The sequence below is a fragment of the Psychrobacter halodurans genome, assembly GCF_017498075.1.
GTDB classification, from domain to species: domain Bacteria; phylum Pseudomonadota; class Gammaproteobacteria; order Pseudomonadales; family Moraxellaceae; genus Psychrobacter; species Psychrobacter celer.
The window spans coordinates 1-16,409 of the sequence record NZ_JAGBKN010000014.1; the positions used below are offsets into that span (position 1 = coordinate 1).

Below are 16,409 nucleotides of genomic sequence, written 5' to 3' on the forward strand. Positions count from 1 at the left end.
AGTGCCCCCGTCATTGCCTCTGCTGTAATACCAATAATGTAAACTATACTCAAAAGCATGGAATACTCACCTTAAATCTATCTGATAGTGTAAATGATGTGAGATTGTAAAGATAAAACTGGTGTATTACGAATGATAATTTGAATCGTTTTGAAAGCATCTAGTACTACTCTATTCTAGCAACGGGAAAGCAAAAAAGAATGCAACGTTATTGTCATTTTATATGCAAAAGCACTGCTTTTCCCAAGCATAAATCGCGGCTTATGCGTAAGCATCAAATTTTCATAAACAAGTAAAAAAATTACTGAATACACATGGTCACAGGCTTTGAACTCCACTATCCTAGTGCCCTGACTTAGACCTCATTGATAGAAATAGGTACAAACCAATATTCCACGCCAAGAATGGATAATGTTTTTTTAAATTGCTAAATGATGTGGGCTGTTATGAATGGCCCATATAACGATCTTCTGAAGGAATAAAAATTATGATGAGAAAAACGTTACTGCCCAGCATGCTGTTATTAAGTCTGACTGCGTGCCAGAACACTAATACACAGGACCTTGAGACAACAACGGTTTTACATAACGACCTACCTACAACAACCGTAACCGATAAGTATACTAACAATATAACGGGCGATTACGTCACAGATGGCTATACAAAGCGTAACGAGGGTTATGACTGGTTTGCGATCAGCGTACGTGATGCTGGTCAAGATGCTATTAGTGTGTCTATTCGTTCTCGCATAGACAAAAAGAAACCTACTTGTACATTAGACACCGTACTTCATAAAGCTCATGATGGACGGTATCAGTTTTGGGTAGATAATAACCCCGTTTATTTGCGCTTTAATGACAATAGCTTATCCATTGAAGGCGAAACATCCCATCTACAAAAAACAGCTTTTTATTGTAGCGGCGGTGCAACGCTTGGTGGCGTATATCAAAAATTAAGCGATACGCTGGATACTCGACAATTGGACAATTCGCAATACGCTACCTCACTCAACTATGGTGATTTTTCTACTCAAGTGACCAGCACCTCTGACGGTAATGGTGGCTATATCTTGCAGATTCAGTCAATGGGCGAAGACATTATCGAGCGACCAATTAGCGATCCTGTTGTTAGTGCCGATGTGGGTGATATGAATGGCGATGGATATCCTGAAATTCTAGTATTCACTCAAAGTGTGGGTAGTGGCTCATATGGTGATGTGATTGCTTATTCGAGCAATAAAGGGCTGTCGTGGAGTCAAGTCTCTTATCCAGAGCTGACTGATAAACTCAAACAAGGTTATATGGGGCACGATGCGTTTGCATTGGTTGAGAATGTATTGGTTAGACGTTTCCCACTCTATTTAGAAAACGATAGCAATGCCAATCCACAAGGTAAAACACGCCAAATTCAGTATGATATGAAGGATGGGGAAGCTTCTCGTCAGTTTGTGGTTGACACGGTTAATGAGTTTTAAACCCCTCTTAAAAGTTTACTGGATAATAGAATGAAGCAAGTGCTACACAAAAACTTTGAAATACAGTTAGTTTTAGCATTAACTGTATTCACGACTTCCTGTGCAAATACGGATCTTATGCATACTACCGCTATTGATACTGTACTTGAAGAGACGGCGCTGGTAAAAGCTAAACCAATAGCTATTGAAAAATCGAATATAAATTTCGACAGTCATCCAATTGCAAAACGTTATAGAACTGTGATTAGTGGGGAATATGCGAAACAGGACGTGAATTTTGCAAACCATTACGTAGTAATAACATGGGGCTGTGGTTCAGGCTGTGTCAGTGGTGCGATGGTCGATAGCCGAAATGGAACGGTTTACCCTTTACCAGAAGATAAAGAATGGGGTGGTAATGGCACATATGTTACATTTGAACAGGAAAGCAATATTCTAACGTCAGTATGGGTAATTCCGACCCCAACAGGCGATACTGAAGAAACGCAAAAATACTGGAAATGGGATGAGCAATCTAAAGTATTTGCACATATTTCTGCACTTCCAACCTATCTTGAGAGTAAATAAGAGAGAAGACATGTGAAAAAAATTACCAAAGTGCAAATGGCAACGATAATCGCCATAGTCTTTTGTATTGTATGGGAAATTTATATAGGTATATGGTCTAGAACACAAGTTGGAGCGATAATAAGAGTAGATATATTCATTATTTATCCAATTTTGATCGCTCTAATTATTATTTCAGTCAAACAATATATAAAGAATAAGCGAAGCAATCATAGATAAAGAAGCTTAAGAACAGTGCTCGATGAAAAATTAAGCTTTTCTTTTCGACACTTATTTTTGCAAACAGGACATACGTCATGCTTACCCTTCATATTGCTAACGGCGCATCAGCTTCTGGCACTTTAAAACATTATTTCGAACAAAATAAGCTTGATGGTACAAACGAAGTATTGTGCTTTGATGACTATTTGGCCATTGGCCCTTTATATGACGGTAATAAAGTCAATGATCATCAATTGTTAAACCAACGAGCCAACTATCTATTTGATATGCTACAAATAGCGCATCTCGAAGAATTCGCTGACGTAAATGTTGAAGATCAATGGTTGGTAGATATTACTGAAGACATCAGTAAATTATTTCACTTTGACTTTACTCCTTACCACAAAGTGGTTATATGGCATGGAGATAATGCGCCTGAACGGTCGTTACTCTATTTGTGTTGCCATATAATTGATGAGCATAAACTCTACCATATCAGTATTAACGACTATAACCTCTCCACTCATATGCTACGTGGAGTGGGTGCCTGTTCTCTTGAAATGTTAGACTTCCTGCATAATCAAGAAAAAAAGATCAATCCCGTAGATTGCGTGCAATATGCACAATTATGGCAAACGCTCGTTAAGTCCTCGAAGCGACCTGATAGCTTATTACGAGTTTTTGAGAGCAACGAAGTCAAATCTGTTAGTGAAGATTATTTTGATAAACAAATACTGACGCAATGCCAAGAACAAGGTCAAGGAAATTTTGTATTAATGATGGCACTAGTTGGCCGTGTTCTGGGGTTAAGCGAGCAGCTTATTACAGACACTTTCATCATCGCTCGAGTCTACTATTTAATCCAAAATACCAGTCTTGAGTATCAAGGAGATTTGGATCAGCCGCGTCAGTTACAAGTTCGAGTCAGAGATTAATCATAATCACCAGCCCTAAATTCTAGGAAAATATCATGCATGTTTTGAAATCTAGCTCAATCATCGCGTTAGTGACATTAATCACGCTAAGTGGCTGCCAGTATGCTGACACAAGACTAGAGAATCCATTAAAGAAAGAGCCATCTGAAGTCATGCAGAAACTGTTTAGTATCGAAACTGATAGACAGTTTTATATCACTTTTCCTGACCACAAGAATCAAGTGGCGTTAACTGAGTTTGTCAGTGCCAATGACAGCCAAGATAGCAAACCGTATGTGAGAGGTGTATTAGCAGATAATAAAAATTATTCAGTGTCACTGGACTATAGAAATATCACCGCATTAAATGGCTCAAAAAATCAAAATATTGTTAAGTTCATCGTTCCTTATACATTAACCAATAGTAACGCTGTGTCAGATGAAACACTGTCTACTCTAGATAATCCAAACCTACCCAGCAACTCACTGTATTTAGGATTTTTCGAGCTAGATTATATTACCAATAATATTACTCAATACGATCAACAGCTCCTAGGCAAGTACAGCACTCTGACTGCGATAAGCTATGATGGACAAGATACTGTTAATATCAACATACGTCAGTACCCAACAGAGACTGACCAAAATAAAAATGTCAGATCCAGTTTTCACGACCTGACGTTTAAAGTGGGCGAAGAGATGACCCTGATTGAAAATGTGATTGTAGAATAATTATTTATTGGCTTTGGGTATAGGATATCGAACATTCTTACTTTTTAGAGTAACTCAGCTGCTTGTAATGCTATCTCTTTAACATCTAAGCTAAGGGCTAAATCTGTATTGATCAAATCTTCAATATCGAAAAATCTAGCTTCTAGGGCGTCATCACCTGCTAGAGGATCACCAGAAACCCAAATACAAAGTGCGGCTACCAGAACAAAATGGTGACGAAGCTTACCACTACTATCAAAGTCAAACGCGTCTACAGCGTTAAATGTATTGAAGGCATTTGATACAATGCTTGTCTCTTCATAAAGTTCACGAATAGCCGCATCTTTAACCGTTTCCCCACGTTCAATTTTACCACCGGGAAAACCCCATCGACCTACATCGGGTGGGTTAGCACGGCGGACTAAAAGCACCTTTCCATCTTTAAAAAGTACTCCAATAGTAGCTACTATTGGACGTAGGTTCTGTAGATCGTATTGTATTATAGGTTCATTACATAGTTTATTAGACATAAAGACTCAATCGAGAATAGGACATAGAGTATAGAGCATACTTTTTAAATGATCACCGCAGTGAACTATTTTAAATAGTCATCTTTCGGTAGGCTTTTCCAATAATCGTAAAGAGCATTGACTTGTGAAGAACATAATAGTTTCATAGCTGACTTTAATTGATCTGTACTCCATAGCCACTACTGCATTTCTAACAATTGAGCTATTTCAACCTCTGTAAAACGATAGCGGATATGTTTAGCTGGGTTTGAACCTACAATTGAATACGGCTCGACATCTTTAGTAACGACAGCACGACTAGCAATAACAGCGCCATCACCAATAGTAACGCCACTCATAATCATGGCCTCTGAACCAATCCAAACATCATTCCAATAACAGTATCTCCTGAACGCTCAAACCCATCCTTCGCTCCAAAAAACTTATCCTCACTTTGATAAAAAACGGAAAAGAGCTTATCCAAGAATTTTGATGCCCCTGATTACCTGCCATCATAAACACGGCACCTGAACCTATGGAGCAATAACGCCCAATAATTAATTTATCTACGTCCGTTCGATCTGGTGATAAATATCGGGCGCAATCATCAAAACTATGTCCATGATAGTACCCTGAATAGTAACTGTGCTTACCCACGATAATATTAGGGTTAGTGACTTGCTCTTTAAGGGATTTGCCTTTAAAGGGACTTTCAAAGTAATTATTCATTCTATCAACACCTTTTTAATGCTTTCACTTCAGTAACCAGCCTAACTCTGACAAACTCGGATCAGCTCATAAATATTGCATAAGTTCGATAGGTGCGCCATTTACTTCGATAAAAGCCACTATTAGCCCCTCACTTGGTGAGTTGGGTTCAATGATCACTTTTTTACCCTCTAACTCTTTATTTAGATCATCTACTACAAACGCTACGTGGGGTATGGTTTTAACCACATCAGGATAAGGCGCTCCCTGCCAGTAGCGTTGCCATTGGATACCATATGGATTATTTTCGTGGTCCGAAACTGTCATTTTTAGGTGAGGCAAATCAATTTCACCTTCAAAATTATCTTGCGTTGGAATACCAATATGATTAAATTTCATGACTAAACCATCCTTATACATTTGCTAGTTCAGTGTCTGTATAGCGCACCAGTTACAAGTAGAGTATGAATGGTAAGTACACCATGAAGCACACTATGAAGCACACTGAGACTATTTGAGGTAGGAAAACCGTTGATATTATTAGCACACAACCAAAGATTCAAGTCCTCACTAGGGAACCGAACCAGTAAAAGCACCTGGCTGGTTGTGCTGAGGTATACCCTAGCGGAACTATCTATTTCAGCCCTTAAACCTATTAACAGATCACTTAAAACAGACTGATATAATGAAACTACTTATAACAAACTGCTGAACTAGCTTATCTATTGCGCTACGCATCATAGAACTATGTGATATTTATTACAAAGCTAACTAATAGCTTGTACTAAAAACCCTAAAATAATTACGGGTTACTCTCTAAGTATTTGAATTTATTTAAATTAATATATGCAACATGTAAGGATGGCGGACTCATTCGATTTAATATGTAATGTATATGGATGCTTTACATATTGTAGAATTTAAGACTTGAAAGTATAGGAGCCCTACGATCAATCATGTATAAAGTCTAAACCTTCTCATTAGTGGTTCAGTTCGTCATATATTTGGCTTAATATAGCTTGAATACAAGAAAACTGAATGAAGTCCCTATGAATAGTAAGGTAAAAAAGTTTTAGTCCAGACCCTATTTACAGAATATCGAAGGTGCTGACTATCGTTAATATCTCTAATATGTAAAAATATCGGACTAATTATGAATATGCACCATAGCACTGACTCGTCTCATCATGAGCTACTCTAATAATTAATTCAACCTAATTGCGATGGAACTACTGCTCACTAATGTGACGATTTGTCCAGTCGTAGTAACTTGATGACTTGACTTTTAATGCTAAAGCTTATAGGTGTCTCAGTTAAGAATCCCAACAGTTTAAATAAGGGTTGTTGTACTCAGAATATGTTACACATTAAGGTTCATGAACCATTTAATTTTCTCTGCATTATAGGGTATTGTTTTTACTACGAAATTACCTCTTTTAACTCGTGAACCTAACTTTAGGTACGCATAAGTTAAATAAGGTCTATAAAATACTAGATCAGTGATTATATTAGCGCTTATTAGACATTGCTTCGCCAAGCACTGCTTGGTCAGTCCACCCTACAAAGAACATCATCAATCATTGGTCTCGCGATACAATGTGGTTTGTGACTCATCTTTAAATTCTTCGTAAGTAATCACAGGCTCAGCATCCAACTCAGTATCCAAATCCTTATCCTCGCTGGTTGAGGCAGCATTGTCTTGACTTTCATCCGCTGGCTGCTCGGTTGTGGCAATTGCGTCTGATTCATCCGAGCTAAGTGCTGCATCAGAGTCGTTTGACGCTGTATGATCAGCAGTTGCACTGGTGTCTGTCATCGCATCTTGCTCTTGCTGAGTCGCTACAGCCACAGTGCCCGTGGCTGCTGCATTGTCATTATCAGGGGTTGTGGCTTCTGTACTTTGTGTAGGGTTGTCTTTTGTATCGTTAGAGAAATAAGTGATGGCGGCATAACCCAGCACAGCCGCTGCCAAAAGTACTGAGCCGATACCGATAATGAGTGTTGACGGTTTGCGTTTACTTGCCAGCGTTTGCTCGGCTTGAGGATCGATACTTTGAGAGTCGGTATGTTGAGAGCTGCTAGCCTCAATCTCTGTGCTGGCAGCCGCTTGACGATCCTGTGGTTCATGGTCGTCGATGTGATGCTTTGGCGCTACGCCGCTATCCACCTCTACGATATCTGCGCTAAAGACACTGCCCGTCCCTTTGTCGGTATCTAGCTCACCCTCAGGCGTTGATACACTGTGAGAGGTCGTGGTCGTTCTATCTGGCTCAGAAAAGTCCAGCGTAAAATCAAGCGTGTCGTTGTCGCGCTCAGTATCTGGTGCCGCAGCTGTCGCTTCTTTTGGCAGCTTTGTTGGCTGGGTATCATGCTTATCTTGACTGGCAAAAAATTGCAGTTCTTCGTCGGTCAGCGGCTCATAAGTAGGCAGATGACGTGCGCTGTTTAGCGGCTCTAGTTTTTTATGAGACTCAGGGTGCTGCACACGTTTCAAAAAACGCTTGTAGATATCACCATTGCGCTTGTCTCTACGATTTTTAGCATTGGCAATCTTTTTTGCCAACTTTGTGTCAAGCTTTGCTTCAAGATCAATACTACTGTCATTATTTATATCGTTCATAGAATGATACCGAGCCAGTTATACTATTACCATCAGATAAAGGATAATACAGTTTATTTGCCAAATGTAACAGCACCGTTACGGCCAATATAATTGCCTACTGCTCTATCTTCAAGCACAATTTGTAGGCTTTACCTATTTACCTTTACAGGGCGCGCTTGATTTTTTCAAACGTACGTCTCAAACGTATGATGGTTCTTTCATCATATCAGGCGCGTTGCCAACGTTTTAAATCAAACGGCTAAAATACAGTATAAAGACAACAATAGATATAACAGGCACCCAGATATGGATTTAAAACAACTGAAGGCGTTCATTGCGATTGCAGATCTACGCAGCTTTAGCGCAGCGGCAACCCAGACAGGTTTGTCGCAGCCAAGTCTGAGTCGCCTGCTCAAACAGCTTGAGACAGAGATGGGTGTGGTGCTCATTGATCGTTACCATCGGCCGCTGCATTTGACAGATGCGGGGGCGTTTTTTTATGAAAAAATCAGTGCCGTACTGACAGAGATTGAGACAGTCACCAGCATGACTCAGCGCTTATCTATGCCCAGTAGCACACTCAATATCGGCTTTGTGCCATCGGTGCTATATGGGCTACTACCCGACATTATCGCCACCCTAAAGCAGTCAAACCCTGATATCGATGTCAATCTTAAAGACATCAGCTCTTATCAGCAGATCGATGCGCTAAAATCTGGCGAGATTGACATCGGTTTTGGGCGCTTTGCTCACCAAGATCCTTGGATTCAGCAGATACTCCTGCGTCATGAGCGCTACGTGGTGGCCTTGCCCAAGGCGCATCCGCTCGCACAGGTGCGCGCGCAGCGTTTAATAGATTTGGCAAATAACCGCCTGATTTTATACCATCAAACGCATCTACCGATAGCCACAACCGTATCGAAAGTATCGACGGATTTTTCGTCATCAAAACCTAAGTTGCCGGCCTCTTCGGCCTCTTCTCCAATCGATACCGATTTTGCAGCCCAACAGCGTACGTCATCGGATGCTCAAGCGCCGCTAGGACAAAACGAGCCGATCACCGAGCCGCTGCTGCATTTATTTGCCCAATACGGTGTATCACCATTTATGACCACCACAGTGAGTGACTTACAAGTGGCACTGGGCCTAGTGGCGGCAGGCGAAGGAATCACGCTGGTGCCAGCCAGCCTAAGCACGGTCCGTACCGAGCAGATCAGCTATCAGCGCCTCATTCACGAAAACGCCACCTCCCCGATTTATTTACATACGCTCAAAGACTGCGTTCATCCAAGCATCCCCGACCTACTCACCGCGACTTATCAAGTATATGAGCAGCGCGGTATCACCTATCGACCACAAAAATTTGCCTCGATGTCTTAAATTATCAGATATCGAACGATTATTATGTTATAAAGAACGGCCAAAAAAAATTCGTCCAAACTCTTGATATTTACATGCAATTATGCTAACTATCGAGAATGGGCATGCAAACAATTAGTAATAATTATTAGAATAATCATTCTCCTGAACAGCTTCGGTGTGCTAAAGTCGATACAATATGAATCGTTTTATTTAAAGGTAATAAAACGTTCATGACCGTTCATTGGCAGACTGACACAGGTAAGTGATGATTTGCCGTTCAAACATCTCGAGGTATTCATGTCCACACAACCACTCAACAACTCTCGCATTGCAAGCACCGACGCAACCGACAGCGCAACCGATGAGGCGCAGCAGCCCAAGGGCTTTAGCTGGCGTATCTTTGGTCCAGGGATTTTGATGGCGACGGCCGCTATCGGCGGCTCGCATCTGATCTCATCAACGCAGGCTGGCGCGATATATGGCTGGCAGCTTGCGATCATGATTATTTTGGCCAACGTCGTTAAGTATCCGTTTTTTCGCTTTGGTACTGATTATGTCTATGACACAGGTGAGAGTCTGATTGCTGGCTATGCCAAGCGCTCAAGGGTCTATCTTTGGGTGTACTTTATCCTATCTGTCTTGTCTGCCGTCATCAGTACCGGCGCTGTGTCACTGATTGCTGCGGTGATATTAAGCTTTATGCTGCCCGCCTCTATTGGTCTATCGACGATGACGTTATCGCTCATCATTGTGGCCGTGTCTTGGTTCTTTTTGATTGCAGGTCACTATAAGTTACTCGATGGCGTGACCAAATGGATCATGATTGCTCTCACGACGGCTACCGTTGCGGCGGTCATCATCGCTGCTGGCAAGCCGACCGTGATGGCGGCTGACTTTGTTGCCGCCTCGCCATGGAATTTGGCGACACTAGGCTTTATTGTGGCGCTGATGGGCTGGATGCCCGCGCCATTAGAGTTTGCTGCCATTACCTCTATGTGGACCTCTGCCAAGGTTAAAACCGATCATACGACCCACCGTCAGGGCTTGCTAGATTTTAATGTCGGCTACTCAGTATCTGCGATACTAGCACTGTTTTTCTTATCACTTGGCGTGTTTGTGCAGTACGGCTCAGGACAAGAGATTGAGCTGGTTGGCGGCGCTTATATCAATCAGTTGATCAATATGTACACAGCGACCATCGGTGAATGGTCACGGCTGCTGGTCGCCTTCGTCGCCTTTATGTGTATGTTTGGCACCACCATCACCTGTGCCGACGGTTATGGCCGTGCCAACGCAGAGTGCTGGCGTTTGCTCAAAGGCGAAAAGGAAATCAACAAAAAACAAGTCGCGTTCTGGACAACTTATGCCATCGGTGGTGGTTTGGTAATCATTACCTTCTTTACAGGTCAGCTCGGCGCGATGCTTAAGTTTGCTATGATTTCCGCCTTTGTCTCGGCACCCATCTTTGGCTGGCTCAACTACTCACTGGTGAAAAAGCATAAAAAGCTCTCAGCTGGCATGAATGCTTGGTCGATCGCTGGGCTTATTTTCTTAGCCAGCTTTGCTTTATTGTTCTTAGCCAACCTAACTGGCATGTTTGGCTAGAGCATAAAAGCACCTCTTTGTTAAACGAATAAGGCTCAAGCGATAAAAGCCCTTTTAGCATTTTTAGTATTGCTATTAGGGCTTTTTTTTGGCGACTAGATAACGCCCCTGCTCCTTTGCTTTGTCAAAACCTGCCAGCGTAGATGTAATTGTAAATAAATGTAAATAAAACCTCGCCGGTACTTTAATGACTTAAAGGATATGAATAATAAATCGAAGAAATAATGATTTTTTGGATAGTGCTATTTGAAATATAAATACTTTTAATAAAAATTAACTGATAAGTTATATTAAGTTTACAAACCCAGCTCGGTAGGGTCTTCGCATCGGTAGATATTTGGGTATAATCAAAAACCAATACGATCAACCTCACTGTTTATACTCAGTGTTTTGCATAAAACGATAACAAGGACCACCACATGACTTCTTTATCCGCTGGCGCACGTTTTCGCCAAGCTTTGGCTCAAAAAAACGACCAAAACCAACCCTTACAGATCGTCGGTACTATCAACGCCTATACCGCGATGATGGCGACCCAAGTCGGTCATCAGGCCATCTACCTATCAGGCGGCGGCGTGGCCAATGCGTCTTTTGGCTTACCTGATCTGGGCATGACCAGCCTTGATAATGTGCTAGAGGATGCGCGCCGTATCACTGACGCGGTGGATACGCCGCTATTGGTCGATATCGATACTGGTTTTGGTGGCGCTTTTAATATTGCCCAAACCATCAAAAAAATGGAAAAAGCGGGCGTGGCTGCCGTACATATCGAAGACCAAGTGGCACAAAAACGCTGTGGTCATCGCCCAAACAAAGAAATCGTCAGTATCTCAGAGATGGTCGATCGCCTAAAAGCGGCCTTAGATGCCAAAACCGACCCTGATTTTGTGGTCATGGCACGTACAGATGCGTTATCGGTCGAAGGGTTGGACGCGGCGGTTGAGCGTGCGGTAGCCTTCCAAGAAGCAGGTGCCGATATGATCTTTGCAGAAGCGCTAACCGATATTGAGATGTATCGCAAGTTTACCGATGTGCTCGATATCCCGGTACTGGCCAACATGACAGAGTTTGGTCAGACCGATCTATACACCACCGATCAGCTATATGGAGTGGGTGTCGATATGGTGCTGTACCCCTTATCTGCTTTTCGCGCGATGAACAAAGCCGCCCTCAATGTCTATCAGCATCTATTAGATGACGGCACACAAGAAAACGTCGTCGATACCATGCAGACCCGCATGGAGCTATATGATTTCTTAAACTATCATGAGTTTGAGCAAACGCTAGACAAACTGTTTGCAGATAACAAGTAAGCATCTATTGATAAGTGTCAATCAACAAGTATCTATTGTAAATGCTTATCACTATGACATCACCCTTTTCGTCAATTACCCAAACAAGCCACCTAAAAAAAGGAATTCAACCATGGCAGCACAAAAAGAATTATCAGGCGCAGGCCTACGTGGTCAAGTCGCAGGCAAGACCTCGCTATCGACAGTTGGCAAGTCAGGCTCAGGCCTGACCTATCGCGGCTACGATGTCTCTGAGCTGGCGGACAAGTGCATTTTTGAAGAAGTGGCGTATTTGCTACTGTATGGCAACTTGCCTACCCAAAGCGAGCTTGATGCGTATCAAGCCAAACTCAAAAAAATGCGAGGCCTACCGCAAGCGCTAAAAGACGTACTCGAGCGCATTCCAGCGGACGCGCATCCTATGGACGTACTGCGTACGGGCTGCTCGATGCTAGGTAACCTTGAGATGGAAACCGACTTTGATCAGCAAAATGATAAAACCGATCGTATGTTGGCGGTGTTCCCATCTATCATCAACTACTGGTATCGCTTTAGCCATGACAACGTGCGTATCGAGACCGAAACGGACGATGCTACTATCGGTGGGCATTTCTTGCATTTGCTCAAAGGTGAGAAGCCAAACGAGCTACACGAGCGCGTGATGAACGTCTCATTGATCTTGTACGCTGAGCATGAGTTCAACGCCTCGACCTTTACCGCCCGCGTCTGTGCATCTACGTTATCGGACATTCATTCTTGTGTCACAGGTGCGATCGGCTCACTACGTGGGCATTTGCATGGCGGTGCCAATGAGGCTGCGATGGACATGATCGAAGGCTTTGGCTCACCGGATGAGGCCGAAAAAGAGATGATGGCCATGCTGGCACGTAAAGATAAAATCATGGGCTTTGGTCATGCGATCTATAGCGAGTCGGATCCGCGTAACGTCGTCATCAAAGGCTGGTCTGAAAAGCTGGCAGCTGACGTCGGTGATGAGGTGCTATACCCAGTATCGGTACGCTGTGAGGAAGTCATGTGGCGCGAGAAAAAACTGTTTTGTAATGCTGACTTTTTTCATGCCTCAGCCTATCACTTTATGGGCATCCCGACCAAGCTGTTTACGCCCATCTTTGTCTGTTCACGTTTAACTGGCTGGGCGGCGCACGTGTTTGAGCAGCGCGCCAACAACCGTATCATTCGCCCAAGCGCGGAATATACGGGTGAAGAGCTGCGCCCAGTACCGGACATCGGCGCGCGCGGTTAATTTTTTTAAATAACAGCTATTTTTAATAACCCTTCTTAGTAAGGATGATCCGTCATGACAGACAACAAACAGCCGTTAACGCAAGTTAACCCGCAAACCATGAACGATAAGTACAAAAAGCCATTGCCCGGCACCGAGTTACATTACTTTGATGTCGAGCAAGCGGTCAATGAGATCGAGCCTGGTGCTTATGCCAAGCTACCTTTTAGCTCAAAGGTATTATGCGAAAACCTCGTGCGCCGCTGCCCACCTGAGGATTTGACCGAGGCGCTAGCGCAGCATATCTACCGTAAGCAAGAGGTCGACTTTCCTTGGTATCCTGCCCGCGTGGTATGCCACGATATCTTAGGTCAGACCGCGTTTGTCGATTTGGCAGGGCTACGTGATGCCATCGCCGAAAAAGGTGGTGATCCTGCCAAAGTAAATCCCATCGTACCGACGCAGCTGATCGTTGACCACTCATTAGCCGTAGAGCATGCCGGTTTTGAAGAAGATGCGTTTGAAAAAAACCGTGCCATCGAGGAACGCCGTAACGAAGACCGTTTTCACTTTATCAACTGGTGCCAGTACGCCTTTGATAACGTCAACGTCGTCCCGCCTGGTAATGGCATCATGCACCAAATCAACCTAGAAAAAATGTCGCCTGTCGTACAAGTGGTCGCCGACCAAGACGGCGATGCTATCGCCTTCCCTGACACCCTAGTCGGCACCGATAGCCACACGCCGATGGTCGATGCGCTTGGCATTATCTCTATCGGTGTCGGCGGGCTAGAGGCCGAAAGCGTGATGCTGGGCAATCCCTCATACATGCGCTTGCCAGATATCATCGGTGTCGAGCTGACAGGTAAACTACAAGAAGGCATCACTGGTACCGATTTAGTACTGGCGATGACCGAGTTTTTACGCACTGAGGGCGTGGTGTCATCTTATTTAGAGTTCTTTGGTGAAGGTGCACGAAACCTAACGGTTGGTGACCGCGCCTCCATCTCTAATATGACCCCTGAATATGGTGCTACTGCTGCGATGTTCTCTATCGATGAGCAGACCATTGATTACTTGCGCCTCACCGGTCGCAGCGAGCAACAAATTAAAACCGTAGAAGCTTATGCCAAGCAAGTTGGCCTCTGGGCTGATGGCTTAAAAGAGGCTGAGTATGAGCGCGTACTACGCTTTGATTTATCAAAAGTCGTACGCAACATCGCAGGGCCGTCACGTCCCCATGCTCGCGTATCGACGACCGACCTTGTGGCCGAGGGCATCGCTCACGGCGCTGATAATAAGTTGCCTGAGCCAAAAGATGGCCAGATGCCAGATGGTGCCGTCATTATCGCTGCGATCACCAGCTGTACCAACACCTCAAACCCGCGCAACATGGTGGCCGCTGGTATCGTCGCCCGTAACGCCGTCGAAAAAGGCCTCATTCGTAAGCCTTGGGTGAAGTCCTCACTAGCGCCAGGCTCAAAAACCGTTAAGCTGTATTTAGAGGAAGCAGGGTTGCTACCTGAGCTACAAAAGCTAGGCTTTGATGTTGTGGCCTTTGCCTGTACCACTTGTAACGGTATGAGCGGCGCGCTGGACCCAGATATCCAGCAAGAAATCATCGATCGCGACTTATTTAGTACCGCTGTGCTATCGGGCAACCGTAACTTTGATGGTCGTATCCATCCGTATGCCAAGCAAGCGTTCCTCGCCTCGCCGCCGCTTGTGGTCGCTTATGCTATCGCAGGCAACATCCGCTTCGATATCGAAAAAGACTCACTGGGTAAAGACCAAGACGGCAACGATGTGTATCTAAAAGATATCTGGTTTGATGATGCGGAGGTTGACGCTATTGTCAAATCAGCGGTCAAGCCTGAGCAGTTTAACCAAGTGTACATCCCGATGTTTGATGAAGCCAAAGCGCAGGCAGGCCGTAATGAAGCGTCGGTCATCGACCCGCAATACGACTGGCGCGAAATGAGTACCTATATTCGCCGTCCACCGTATTGGGAAGGTAAGATGGCGGCAATGAATAAGTTAAAAGGTCTGCGTCCACTCGCTGTGCTTGGTGATAACATCACAACCGATCACATGTCGCCGTCTAATGCCATCATGGGTGATAGCGCCGCTGGCGAGTATCTCGATACCATGGGCTTGCCTGAGGAAGACTATAACTCATACGCCACCCACCGCGGCGATCACTTGACTGCGCAGCGTGCCACCTTTGCCAACCCGAAGTTGCTTAATGAGATGGTACGTGATGAGAAAGGCAACGTTATCCAAGGCTCACTCGCTCGCGTAGAGCCAGAAGGTACGGTCATGCGCATGTGGGAAGCGATTGAGACATATATGAATCGTGAGCAGCCGCTGATCATCATCGCCGGTGACGGTTATGGTCAAGGCTCAAGCCGTGATTGGGCGGCAAAGGGCGTGCGTCTGGCTGGCGTGGAAGTCGTTGTCGCCGAAGACTTTGAGCGTATCCACCGCCAAAACCTCGTCGGCATGGGCGCTCTTCCCGTGCAGTTTAAAGAAGGCACCAACCGTGAGACGCTAAACATTGACGGGTCTGAGATTTTTGATATCGAAGGGGACGTCTCCGCTGGCGGTGATATGACTCTGGTCATTCATCGCACAGACGGCACGGTTGATAAAGCGCCTGTTATCTGCCGCTTAGACACGGCGGATGAAGTAAAAATGTACAACTCTGGCGGTATGCTCCAGCGTTTTGCCAAAGAGTTTATCGAAGGCACGCTAGATATTGCGTAAGCGTTAAGACATAGCGTATAAGTAATAAATAAGCCGATGTTGTATAGAGTGTCTATATGGCATCGGCTTTTTTATAATTATTGATATACTTTTATAAATAGCGTAACATGTACTATTAACTGTACAAGTATTGGAGACTGTTATGAGAGTAATTAGTTTTTCAGAAGCGAGAAAGCATTTAAAGTCGGTTTTAGACACCGTTAATGACGATGCCAATGCCACTATTGTGACTCGCCGTGATGCAGATGATGCTGTGGTCATGTCCCTTGATTACTACAACAGCCTGATGGAAACCGTCTATTTATTAAAATCTCCTGCTAATGCCGCTCATTTAGCAAAATCAATTGCGCAGTATCAAGCTGGCAAGACGGCAGTGCGTGATTTAATAGATAATGAAGATGTAGAGGACGCTGATAGTTATTCAAGCGATGAAACCGATGCTGAAGATGCTTAATA

Annotated in this window: 13 protein-coding genes and 1 pseudogene; 10 read left to right on the forward strand and 4 right to left on the reverse strand. The window is 44.1% G+C overall.

Annotated elements, in window-relative coordinates; translation table 11 throughout:
- The first annotated feature begins 487 nt into the window (after positions 1-487).
- From J3491_RS07665 to J3491_RS07680, 4 genes are all read left to right on the forward strand, one after another.
- A complete protein-coding gene (locus J3491_RS07665) occupies positions 488-1,474 on the forward strand; it encodes a hypothetical protein (RefSeq protein WP_207969726.1) in 987 nt (328 codons plus the stop codon).
- Between the two features lie 30 nt (positions 1,475-1,504).
- Positions 1,505-2,041 (forward strand): hypothetical protein, encoded by a 537-nt coding sequence (locus J3491_RS07670; RefSeq protein ID WP_207969727.1) that lies wholly within the window; start codon positions 1,505-1,507, stop codon positions 2,039-2,041.
- Positions 2,042-2,337: 296 nt separating this feature from the next.
- A complete protein-coding gene (locus J3491_RS07675) occupies positions 2,338-3,177 on the forward strand; it encodes a DUF3658 domain-containing protein (protein ID WP_207969728.1) in 840 nt (279 codons plus the stop codon).
- 35 nt (positions 3,178-3,212) lie between these two features.
- Entirely contained in the window at positions 3,213-3,887 is a 675-nt protein-coding gene (locus J3491_RS07680; RefSeq protein WP_207969729.1) for a hypothetical protein, read from the forward strand.
- 44 nt (positions 3,888-3,931) lie between these two features.
- On the opposite strand, the gene J3491_RS07685 is transcribed toward J3491_RS07680, so the two are convergent.
- From J3491_RS07685 to J3491_RS07700, 4 genes and pseudogenes are all read right to left on the reverse strand, one after another.
- Entirely contained in the window at positions 3,932-4,396 is a 465-nt protein-coding gene (locus J3491_RS07685; protein ID WP_207969730.1) for an NUDIX hydrolase, read from the reverse strand.
- A 65-nt stretch (positions 4,397-4,461) separates the two neighbouring features.
- A pseudogene (catB, locus tag J3491_RS12100) lies at positions 4,462-5,104 on the reverse strand (type B chloramphenicol O-acetyltransferase).
- Between the two features lie 66 nt (positions 5,105-5,170).
- Complete coding sequence (locus J3491_RS07695; protein ID WP_207969731.1) at positions 5,171-5,482, reverse strand: VOC family protein; 312 nt, start codon at positions 5,480-5,482, stop codon at positions 5,171-5,173.
- Positions 5,483-6,656: 1,174 nt separating this feature from the next.
- On the reverse strand, positions 6,657-7,703 hold the full coding sequence (locus tag J3491_RS07700) for a hypothetical protein (protein ID WP_207969732.1): 1,047 nt from the start codon (positions 7,701-7,703) through the stop codon (positions 6,657-6,659).
- Between the two features lie 288 nt (positions 7,704-7,991).
- Here J3491_RS07700 and J3491_RS07705 point away from each other — a divergent pair, with 288 nt between their 5' ends.
- From J3491_RS07705 to J3491_RS07730, 6 genes are all read left to right on the forward strand, one after another.
- Positions 7,992-9,065 (forward strand): LysR family transcriptional regulator, encoded by a 1,074-nt coding sequence (locus J3491_RS07705; protein ID WP_207969733.1) that lies wholly within the window; start codon positions 7,992-7,994, stop codon positions 9,063-9,065.
- A 279-nt stretch (positions 9,066-9,344) separates the two neighbouring features.
- Positions 9,345-10,652, forward strand: a complete 1,308-nt coding sequence (locus tag J3491_RS07710; protein WP_100749612.1) for an NRAMP family divalent metal transporter — start codon at positions 9,345-9,347, stop codon at positions 10,650-10,652.
- A 419-nt stretch (positions 10,653-11,071) separates the two neighbouring features.
- Entirely contained in the window at positions 11,072-11,965 is an 894-nt protein-coding gene (gene prpB, locus J3491_RS07715) for a methylisocitrate lyase (protein ID WP_100749611.1), read from the forward strand.
- Positions 11,966-12,077: 112 nt separating this feature from the next.
- The gene (gene prpC, locus J3491_RS07720) at positions 12,078-13,208 is read left to right on the forward strand and encodes a bifunctional 2-methylcitrate synthase/citrate synthase (protein WP_100749610.1); all 1,131 of its coding nucleotides are present in this window, start codon (positions 12,078-12,080) and stop codon (positions 13,206-13,208) included.
- 99 nt (positions 13,209-13,307) lie between these two features.
- A complete protein-coding gene (gene acnD, locus J3491_RS07725) occupies positions 13,308-15,953 on the forward strand; it encodes a Fe/S-dependent 2-methylisocitrate dehydratase AcnD (protein WP_207969763.1) in 2,646 nt (881 codons plus the stop codon).
- Positions 15,954-16,095: 142 nt separating this feature from the next.
- The gene (locus tag J3491_RS07730) at positions 16,096-16,407 is read left to right on the forward strand and encodes a type II toxin-antitoxin system Phd/YefM family antitoxin (RefSeq protein ID WP_025646995.1); all 312 of its coding nucleotides are present in this window, start codon (positions 16,096-16,098) and stop codon (positions 16,405-16,407) included.
- Positions 16,408-16,409: the final 2 nt, after the last annotated feature.

Excerpts from the sequence above, each read along its gene's own strand:
- J3491_RS07675 (WP_207969728.1), top strand. The coding sequence starts at position 2,338 with ATGCTTACCCTTCATATTGCTAACGGCGCATCAGCTTCTGGCACTTTA.
- J3491_RS07670 (WP_207969727.1), top strand. The coding sequence starts at position 1,505 with ATGAAGCAAGTGCTACACAAAAACTTTGAAATACAGTTAGTTTTAGCA.
- J3491_RS07680 (WP_207969729.1), top strand. The coding sequence starts at position 3,213 with ATGCATGTTTTGAAATCTAGCTCAATCATCGCGTTAGTGACATTAATC.
- acnD (WP_207969763.1), top strand. The coding sequence starts at position 13,308 with ATGAACGATAAGTACAAAAAGCCATTGCCCGGCACCGAGTTACATTAC.
- J3491_RS07705 (WP_207969733.1), top strand. The coding sequence starts at position 7,992 with ATGGATTTAAAACAACTGAAGGCGTTCATTGCGATTGCAGATCTACGC.
- J3491_RS07695 (WP_207969731.1), bottom strand. The coding sequence starts at position 5,482 with ATGAAATTTAATCATATTGGTATTCCAACGCAAGATAATTTTGAAGGT.
- J3491_RS07710 (WP_100749612.1), top strand. The coding sequence starts at position 9,345 with ATGTCCACACAACCACTCAACAACTCTCGCATTGCAAGCACCGACGCA.
- prpB (WP_100749611.1), top strand. The coding sequence starts at position 11,072 with ATGACTTCTTTATCCGCTGGCGCACGTTTTCGCCAAGCTTTGGCTCAA.
- J3491_RS07730 (WP_025646995.1), top strand. The coding sequence starts at position 16,096 with ATGAGAGTAATTAGTTTTTCAGAAGCGAGAAAGCATTTAAAGTCGGTT.
- J3491_RS07700 (WP_207969732.1), bottom strand. The coding sequence starts at position 7,703 with ATGAACGATATAAATAATGACAGTAGTATTGATCTTGAAGCAAAGCTT.
- prpC (WP_100749610.1), top strand. The coding sequence starts at position 12,078 with ATGGCAGCACAAAAAGAATTATCAGGCGCAGGCCTACGTGGTCAAGTC.
- J3491_RS07685 (WP_207969730.1), bottom strand. The coding sequence starts at position 4,396 with ATGTCTAATAAACTATGTAATGAACCTATAATACAATACGATCTACAG.
- J3491_RS07665 (WP_207969726.1), top strand. The coding sequence starts at position 488 with ATGATGAGAAAAACGTTACTGCCCAGCATGCTGTTATTAAGTCTGACT.